The sequence below is a fragment of the Anabaena sp. CS-542/02 genome (assembly GCF_028331085.1).
GTDB classification, from domain to species: Bacteria; Cyanobacteriota; Cyanobacteriia; order Cyanobacteriales; family Nostocaceae; genus Anabaenopsis; species Anabaenopsis arnoldii.
In genome coordinates this window covers 47,713-54,545 of sequence record NZ_JAQMTM010000099.1, presented here as the reverse complement: position 1 = coordinate 54,545, position 6,833 = coordinate 47,713, and the positions used below count along the sequence as shown (strand labels likewise).

Genomic DNA, 6,833 nt, shown 5'->3' with positions numbered 1-6,833 from the left:
GAAGGAAAGTGGACAAGGAAGATTTTATACGGACAATGGTCTTTTAAGGGGCTATTTTTCTTACTAAAAATACAGACTTTGTACTGTTTTTCTCCCTTGTCACCTTGTCCACCTTGTCCACCAAGTCTTGTCCTTGTAAGGTGAGGGGACTGGATTTTATTGTTTTTTGTGTGTTCCCCAATCCTTCCCATTCCCCATTCCCTGTTCCGGTGTTCCCTGAAACTAAACAACTTTGTACCTCACGAGCATGGGAAATGCTATATTTCTCTTTTTTTTAGATAAAATCCTGGACTCGACAGACTAACGTATAGAGCCTTGAAGAATCATCTATTATTTACTGGTCATTCACTTCGGTTTATGGTTTTCGCCCTACCTTTATTAATGTGGTTGGGATACCAGGAATCGCAAACTAAGAATTTACCACCCCAAGCAGTATTAGTTTTAGGTGGTTCTACCTCACATTTAGAACGAGAACGGTTTACAGCTAATTTTGTCCGCGAGCACCCAAGTTTACCCATTTGGATTTCTGGTGGTAGTCCACCTAGATCAACTCAGAATGTGTTTGCCAAAGCTGGAGTTGATCCCAAACGATTGTACTTGGACTATCAAGCTGTAGATACTGTGACAAATTTTACTACACTAGTAGATGAGTTGCAGGCTAAAGGTATTAAGAGTGTTTATTTAGTTACTTCGGAATTTCATATGCGCCGCGCCCGTGTGGTTGGCGAGATAGTTTTGGGAAGTCGCGGTATTCAATTTAAACCTGTAGCAGTACCTTCAAAAAATGTCCATGAACCCTTGGATAAATCTATCCGTGATGGGGTGAGGGCTTTAGTTTGGGTGGCTACTGGTTACACGGGTGCAGAACATATGAGACAGCAATGAATCACAGGTGAGGGATGGAGATTCAGATTTGAGCTAAATCTTGCCAAAATTTATTTCGTAGTCCGATTATGCTGATATTTCTTGTATTAGAACATAGGGCTGAATAATCAGAGTCTGAAATCTTTTGGTGCGATCGCTATTCCAATTCCCCAATTGTGTATTGGAAGGTTTACCTATTAATTGTCCGTCAATCCATGCTTGCACTGATGAAACCTGATCGCTAGCGATCGCCACTCCCACATCCAGCAAGTCTAAACCTTGCGTGACTAAAATCACCGCATCCCTTTGTACATGGGGAATTAGCCAATCCCACTCAGCCTCATCCAGATTGTCTGTTAATTGTGTTCTTAAATCGGACATAATTCCCCGTTTAGATATTTTTCTGGCCGATTTTAGCCTAATTTTTGCCCTGAGATTTTCTTGCCTTGACTCTTTGCAGCATATTTCTCAGCGTCCTAAATCATGCAACTGATTAATTGCTGTAGCACACTTATCTGTCACAGCTTGTAATTCGTCTTTATTGGTAGAAGTGGGTGCATCAATTAATTTGCCAATCCGAATAGTTAAGGGAACTGGACGGGGTATGGAGCCTGTTTGTAATATCTTCTCAGAACCCCATAAACTCACCGGTAAAAATGGTGCTTTAGCCTTGGCCGCCAAGAGAGCCGCCCCTCGTTTAGGATCCGTGATCTTGCCATCGGGAGTGCGAGTACCTTGCAAAAAAACACCTACAGCCCAGCCATTATCAAGGTACTCTAGGGCTGAACGAATAGAATTGCGGTCAGCGCTACCGCGACTCACCGGGTAAGCACCATACAATTTAATTGCTTGTGCTAAAACAGGGACTTGAAACAACTCTTCCTTAGCCATGTAAGCCACTGGACGACGTACACAATTAGAGACAATGGGGGGGTCAAAGTAACTAGCATGATTACTGACTACCACCAGTGGACCTGACTGAGGGACATTTTCCACCCCATAAATTCTCCCCCGAAAGTAAGCATGAAGCATAGGGCTGACAATTGACCACTTAAAAGCGTGGTAAAGTGCCAAACTGATCAAAGGTTCGCGGGTTCGAGACATAGAGAAATGGGATATAGGGTATTGGGGAATGGGGAATGGGGATAGGGTATGGAAAATCTCAATTTTGCCCAGCAGCCTAGACTCTGCAATTTACGTGGGCTTTGCTATGCCCTATTCTGGCAACTCTGCTGCATTACGGACATTTCTGAGGATTAAATCCGGTGTAGTGCGTTTAATCAAATTAGTTAACACATTACCGGGGCCAATTTCCACCACTTCCTCAATACCCTGTATTGCTAATTCCAAAGAAATTTCTCGCCAGCGTACTGAACCGGTCATTTGTTGGCTGAGGCGCTGCTTGATTATTTTGGCATCAGTGGATGGAACCGGATCTACGTTAGACAGTACGGGTATAACAGCCGGCTGAAATTCTACTAATTCTAGAATGTCTTGGAACTCGGCGGCCGCAGCAGCCATCAAGGGTGAGTGAAATGCTCCAGAGGTTTTTAAAGGTATAGCACGTTTGGCTTTAACTTGGGAAATTACTGTTTTGACAGCCTCTGGATTCCCAGATATCACTACCTGACCCGGACTGTTATCATTAGCCAAAACTGCATCTGGTGTCTGAGCAAGAACTAATTCTAACTGTTCACGGTCAAAGTTCATCACAGCAGCCATCATTCCACCAGCGGTACTATCCATGAGTTCAGCACGACGCTTGACCAGGTGTAAGCCAGCGGACCACTCAAACACACCGGCAATGTAAAGGGCGATATATTCGCCTAAACTGTGACCAGCAACTACATCTGGTTGATGTCCCCGTTCTCGAAGGATATCAGCCAGGATACTTTCTACTACATAAAGACTGGGTTGTGTGTAGAGAGTCCGTGATAACTTTTCTTCTTCGTTCTGACATAATTGTGTGAGAGACCAGCCCAAAATTGCTTCGGCTTCGGCAAATTTATCTTTAGCGGTAGGTATATCTAATAAATCCATTCCCATTCCCAGGGCTTGAGAACCTTGTCCGGGAAACACCCATGCAGTTTTAGTCATTAGTCGTTAGTCATTGCTCATTGGTGATTGGTGATGGGGGTGAGTCTAGTTTTTTGAGTTTTGAGTTTTAACTATCTTCCCCATTGAAAAATTGCTGCGCCCCAAGTGAGTCCGGCACCAAAGCCAGATGTGGCAATGATGTCGTGGGGTTTGATTTTGCCTTGGCGCACTGCTTCATCTAGGGCTAGGGGGATAGAGGCGGCAGAGGTATTACCATAATTAGCCAGATTGCTAATTACCTTGTTCTCTGGAATATTTAGGCGTTGGGCAACGGCATTAAGAATGCGTTGATTGGCTTGATGCAAGATCAGCCAGTCTATTTGCTCAATAGTGAGATGAGCCTGAAATAAAGCTTTATCAATAATTTCAGGGACTTTTTGCACAGCAAAGCGGTATACTTCTTTGCCGTTCATGGTGATCGGCTGGTAAGTACCTTGAGTGATATTTACATTGGGCAGGAGTTCTTGGGCGGAAGGGGTATAAGCAAGATTGAGGTAGCGGTTTTGGGTTCCATCGCTTTTCAGGGAAAATCCTAATAGGCGATCGCTGTTATTGGCTTGCAGTACCACCGCTCCCGCACCATCACCGAACAGTACACAAGTCCTGCGGTCTTGCCAATCCACCCAGCGAGAGAGGATATCAGCCCCAATTAGGAGTACGTTTTGATAAACGCCTGTTCTGATATATTGGGCTGCTGTGACTAGCCCAAAGACAAACCCAGAGCAAGCAGCCGTTAAGTCAAAGGCTACTGCTTTGGTTGCTCCTAATGCCGCCTGAATTTGACAAGCACTGCCAAATAAATCATCTGGGGTGGATGTGGCCAGCAGAATCAAATCTAGGTCTGTTGCCTTTATCCCTGCCGCTGCGATCGCTTGACTACCGGCATCAGCCGCGAGGGTGCTCACGGATTCAGATGGCAATGCTAAACACCGTTGACGAATTCCGGTTCTTGTGGTAATCCACTCGTCTGAAGTCTCCACCAGTTCAGTCAGATCCTGGTTACTGAGGTGATTTTTTGGTACTGCCGAGCCGCTACCTGTAATTGCTATGCCTAACTTTTGCACTCCTAGTCTCCCAAGCTATAAGAATTTTAGTCATGAAAATTTTTATTTTTTTTCCCAGCTATTGCTCGCTAGTTTTGTGACTAATTTCTAATTGGTTTCCTGCTGTAGGATTTCATATTGGGACTGAAGTCTTTGCAGCACCTGATTATCTACAGCTTCTTTTGCCATGCGAATGGCGTTAAAAATAGAAGGAGCTTGAGAGCTACCGTGGCCAATAAAACAGACTCCAGCTACGCCTAACAGCAAAGCACCGCCATGTTCTGCATGATCCATGCGCTGTTTAACTCGCTTCAGGTTAGGTTTTAAAATTGCCGTACCAATTTGACCATGTAATCCTTGGGGTAATTCTTCGCGCAAGATTTGCAGAATCACTTCACCCACGGCTTCGGCAAATTTCAACAACACATTACCCACAAAGCCATCGCAGACAATCACATCGAAGTTACCCGAAAGTACATCACGCCCTTCAGCATTACCAATAAAATTAATTTGGGAATTTTCCCGTAATAATTCATGGGCGCGCAGGGCGACCTCATTACCCTTAGTGTCTTCTTCACCGATATTCAACAAACCTACATGGGGATTGGTAATACCTAAAACATACTGACTATAAGTTGACCCCATGACAGCAAACTGCTCTAAAAACTTAGGGCGGCAGTCTACATTGGCGCCAACATCAAGTATGAGTACTGGTTTACCGGCTTTGATTGTGGGGAAAACCGTACCAATGGCTGGGCGGTCAATTCCTGGCAATCGTCCCAGGCGGAGCAAAGCTGCTGCCATAGCTGCCCCTGAGTGTCCCGCAGAAAACACGGCATCTGCCTGCTGCTGCTTGACTAAATCCATAGCCACATTAATAGAAGCTTTGCGTTTGCGTCTCACCGCATTCAAAGGCTCCTCATCCATTGCGATCGCTTCCTGTGCAGGAACGATCTCTACCCGCTCCAAATTAGTGTTTGGGGGCAGGGCGGCTGCAATTTGTTGGGGATCACCAACTAATAATACTTTTACACCCAATTCGTCACTTGCCCGCAGTGCGCCAGTGACGATTTCTCCGGGTGCATGATCCCCTCCCATTGCGTCAATTGCTATCCGTACGCCAGTCAATCCCATTGCTTAGAGCTACTAGAAACCTTACAAATTTTACCAGATGACTTTGCTGAAAAACCGAGAGTTTCTCACTGCCATATTCTTCCTGTTAATATTGCAACATATTTTAGTAGCTACGTGGCAACTTTTCAGGGATTGGGGCGTATTGATTAAGAAGTCAAATGCCCTGCTTGTGGCTCCCTACTGGGCTAATACCCAATTAACTAGGGTGCGGACTCCATACCCTGTAGCCCCTGAACTGTTGTAGCCGTTTTCCTTATCTGTCCACACTGGCCCAGCAATGTCTAAGTGAGCCCAAGGGGTGTCTTTAATGAACTGTTTGAGGAAAAGGGCCGCAGTAATGGAACCCCCAGGACGCGGACCGGTATTTTTCATGTCCGCAATCCCGGATTTCAACCCTTCAAAATATTTTTCTTCCATTGGCATCCGCCAAACTTTTTCCCCTGCGGTTTCAGCAGCTTGTTGCAGTTGGGAAGCTACAGCATCATCGTTCGTATATAAGCCAGCAATGTCATCACCCAAGGCAATCACACAAGCACCGGTGAGGGTGGCTAAATCAACCATGGCATCTACTCCCAATTTATCTGCATACACCAAGGCATCGGCTAAGGTCAAACGCCCTTCAGCATCGGTGTTATTCACTTCTATGGTTTTGCCGTTAGATGCTCTGAGGATGTCCCCTGGGTGCATGGCGTGACCGCTAATCATGTTTTCTGTGGCGGCTGAAATGAAGTGAACTTCTACATCTGGCTTGATTTGGGCGATCGCCTTGGCAGCACCCAAGGTCGCACCAGCACCGCCCATATCAATTTTCATAGTTTCGATGCCGCTACCAGCACCTTTAATATTTAGTCCGCCGGAATCAAAGGTTAAACCTTTACCAATAATTGCTAGTTTCCGTTTCGGTGTGCCTTGGGGTTTGTAAGTCAGGTGAATGAATTTTGGTGGTAACTCTGAAGCTTGGGCAACTCCTAAAAATGCACCCATGCCTAACTTTTGGCAGTCCTCTCGTTCCAGAATTGTTACTTCTATGCCGTGTTCAGTCGCGATCGCCTGGGCTGTTTCTGCTAGGGTAATGGGTGTTACCTCATTGGCTGGTGCTGCCACCAATTGCCTAGCTAAGATTACCCCGGAGACGATATGATTGGCGAGGGTAATGGCTGCTTCTTGTCCACCCAGTCCCAGTAAATCTACTGTCTCAATTTTTGCTCCTTTATCTTCTGGCTCAGATTTAAAGCGAATGTCCTGATAAAGGGCTAGTTGCGTACCTTCAGTTATAGCTTGAGCAGTTGCTGATGGCTGATTATTCCACAAGGGAAAACTCAAGGCGAGAGTTTTGCTTTTTTGCTTTTTTGCCACCCTAGCCACAGCAGCAGCGGCACGTCGCAGGGTTTCTAATTTCAGGGCTTCTGGTTTCCCCAAACCCACTAAAATTACTTTACGGATAGAGCCACCAGGACTAACACGGGTGAAAATGGTGCTGTAGGGTTTGGCGGTAAATTCTTCTTCGGCAATTAGTTCTTTTAACACCCCGGCAAACTGCTGGTCTAATTTTGCCAGGTCTCCAGTTAACTCAACTGCATCTTCAAATAGTCCAATTGCCAAACTATCGCCTGCCCAATCTAGCAAAGGCTTGTCACTAGGTTGAATTTTCATTTTGTGATTTTATCTAGGTTTTCCTGCTTGTACCAGTATTAC

General features: G+C 45.5%; 7 protein-coding genes. 1 reads left to right on the top strand and 6 read right to left on the bottom strand.

Annotated features, from left to right (window positions below; translation table 11 throughout):
• Positions 1–357: 357 nt before the first annotated feature.
• Positions 358–885 (top strand): YdcF family protein, encoded by a 528-nt coding sequence (locus PN447_RS11450; RefSeq protein WP_271763156.1) that lies wholly within the window; start codon positions 358–360, stop codon positions 883–885.
• Between the two features lie 66 nt (positions 886–951).
• Here the strand turns inward: PN447_RS11450 and PN447_RS11445 are convergent, their stop codons facing one another.
• The 6 genes from PN447_RS11445 to PN447_RS11420 all read right to left on the bottom strand — a co-directional run bounded on the left by PN447_RS11445 (position 952) and on the right by PN447_RS11420 (position 6,791).
• Entirely contained in the window at positions 952–1,245 is a 294-nt protein-coding gene (locus PN447_RS11445; protein WP_271763155.1) for a DUF2288 domain-containing protein, read from the bottom strand.
• An 87-nt stretch (positions 1,246–1,332) separates the two neighbouring features.
• Positions 1,333–1,968, bottom strand: a complete 636-nt coding sequence (locus PN447_RS11440; protein ID WP_271763154.1) for a lysophospholipid acyltransferase family protein — start codon at positions 1,966–1,968, stop codon at positions 1,333–1,335.
• A 111-nt stretch (positions 1,969–2,079) separates the two neighbouring features.
• The gene (fabD, locus tag PN447_RS11435; RefSeq protein ID WP_271763153.1) at positions 2,080–2,961 is read right to left on the bottom strand and encodes an ACP S-malonyltransferase; all 882 of its coding nucleotides are present in this window, start codon (positions 2,959–2,961) and stop codon (positions 2,080–2,082) included.
• Between the two features lie 71 nt (positions 2,962–3,032).
• The gene (locus PN447_RS11430) at positions 3,033–4,025 is read right to left on the bottom strand and encodes a beta-ketoacyl-ACP synthase III (RefSeq protein ID WP_271763151.1); all 993 of its coding nucleotides are present in this window, start codon (positions 4,023–4,025) and stop codon (positions 3,033–3,035) included.
• Positions 4,026–4,112: 87 nt separating this feature from the next.
• On the bottom strand, positions 4,113–5,138 hold the full coding sequence (plsX, locus tag PN447_RS11425) for a phosphate acyltransferase PlsX (protein ID WP_271763149.1): 1,026 nt from the start codon (positions 5,136–5,138) through the stop codon (positions 4,113–4,115).
• A gap of 177 nt (positions 5,139–5,315) precedes the next feature.
• Complete coding sequence (locus PN447_RS11420; RefSeq protein ID WP_271763148.1) at positions 5,316–6,791, bottom strand: leucyl aminopeptidase; 1,476 nt, start codon at positions 6,789–6,791, stop codon at positions 5,316–5,318.
• Positions 6,792–6,833 lie beyond the last annotated feature (42 nt).